The organism is Pseudomonas sp. A-1, assembly GCF_004801855.1.
Classification (GTDB): Bacteria; Pseudomonadota; Gammaproteobacteria; order Pseudomonadales; family Pseudomonadaceae; genus Geopseudomonas.
Genome location: NZ_SSTC01000202.1, coordinates 1 through 1,614, shown reverse-complemented (window position 1 = coordinate 1,614; position 1,614 = coordinate 1). Strand labels below are relative to the sequence as shown.

At 74.7% G+C, this 1,614-nt stretch carries 1 protein-coding gene; it reads left to right on the top strand.

Going from position 1 to position 1,614, the window contains the following annotated elements:
- Positions 1–1,614: DUF4118 domain-containing protein (locus tag E5198_RS21105; RefSeq protein WP_136491855.1), on the top strand; the 1,614-nt coding region annotated here is incomplete at both ends.

Here is a 1,614-nt window from a genome sequence, read left to right as displayed (position 1 = left end):
GCCGCGAGCGCGGCCCTGCTCGCCAGCCTGCCGCAACAGCCGCCGCGCCGCGACGGCGCCCAGCGCGCCACGCTGGACCTCGACGGCCTGCTGGCCGACCCGCCGGCGCTGACCCTGATCGACGACCTCGCCCGGGCCAATCCGCCCGGCAGCCGCCATGCCCGGCGCTGGCAGGACGTGCAGGAGCTGCTCGCCGCCGGCATCGACGTGTACGCCACGCTCGATGTGCAGCATGTGGAAAGCCTCAACAGCCAGGTGCGCGAGCTCACCGGCCTGCAGGTGCACGAGACGCTGCCCGACTGGCTGCTGCTGGAGGCCGACGAACTGGTGCTGGTCGACCGCCCGCCGCGCGAGCTGCTGGAGCGCCTGCAGCACGGCGAGGCCCGCCTGCCGGACAGCCTCGCCAGCCTGGAGCGCCTCACCGCGCTGCGCGAGCTGGCCCTGCAGTTCGCCGCCAGCCGCGTCGACGCCGACCTGCAGCGCTGCTACCGCCAGCACGGCCAGGAAGCGCCGGCCGTGCTCGGCCGCCTGCTGGTCGCAGTCGACGGCAACGCGCTGGCCGAGCATCTGGTGCGCCATGCCTGCCGTCTGGCGCAGCGCCGCCAGCTGCCGTGGAGCCTGGTGCATGTGGACACCGGCGCGGTGCTCGACGAGACCGCGCGCCGCCAGCTGCAGGCGGCCCAGCAGCTGGCCGAGAACCTCGGCGGCGAGGTGGTCAACCTGCGTGCCGGCGATGTCGTCGGCACCCTGGTGCAGCACGCCGTCGAGCGCCGCGCCAATGTGCTGCTGGTCGGCCCCAGCCGGCCCTGGCTGCTGCGCCCCGGCTTCTCCCGCGGCGTGGTCGGCCGTCTGCTGCGCCTGGGCCGCAACCTGGAGATCAGCATCCTCAACACCGGCGGCGAGCCGTCGCCGAGCGCGCCGCTGCCACGGGCGGGGCGCCTGACCGACTACCTGCTGGCCGCGCTGGCCACCCTGCTCGCCACGGCGGCGGCCTGGAGCGTCTCCCACGTGCTGGCGCTGCCGAACATCTCCCTGGTGTTCCTCCTCGGCGTGCTGCTGGTCGGCGTGCGCAGCAGCCTGGGCCCGGCGCTGCTGTGCGCGGCGCTGTCGTTCATCGCCTACGACATCCTGTTCATCTCGCCGACCTTCTCGCTGACCATCCACCGCCAGGAGGACATCCTCACCCTGCTGTTCTTCCTGGTGATGGCGGTGCTCACCGGCAACCTGGCCGCGCGCCAGCGCCGGCAGATGGACGCCCTGCGCGACGCCCAAGCGGAAACCGCCACCCTGTTCGAACTGTCGCGCAAGCTCGGCGCCGCCACCGACCGCCAGGCGGTGCTCGACGCCGCCCTGCAGCAGCTCGCCGGCTGGCGCGACCTCGAGTTCTGCCTGCTCGGGCGCAGCGGCAGCGGCGCGCTGCAGACCGAGGCCGGCAGCGCGGCCCGCCTCGACGAGCAGGAGCAGGATGCCGCCGAATGGGCCTGGCGCCACGACCAGCCGAGCGGGCTGGGCACCCACACCCTGGCCGGCGGGCGCTGGTGGTGGCTGCCGCTGTCCAGCCATGCCGGGCCGCTGGCCCTGCTCGGCGTGCGGGCGAAGGCAGGCGGCGCCGTG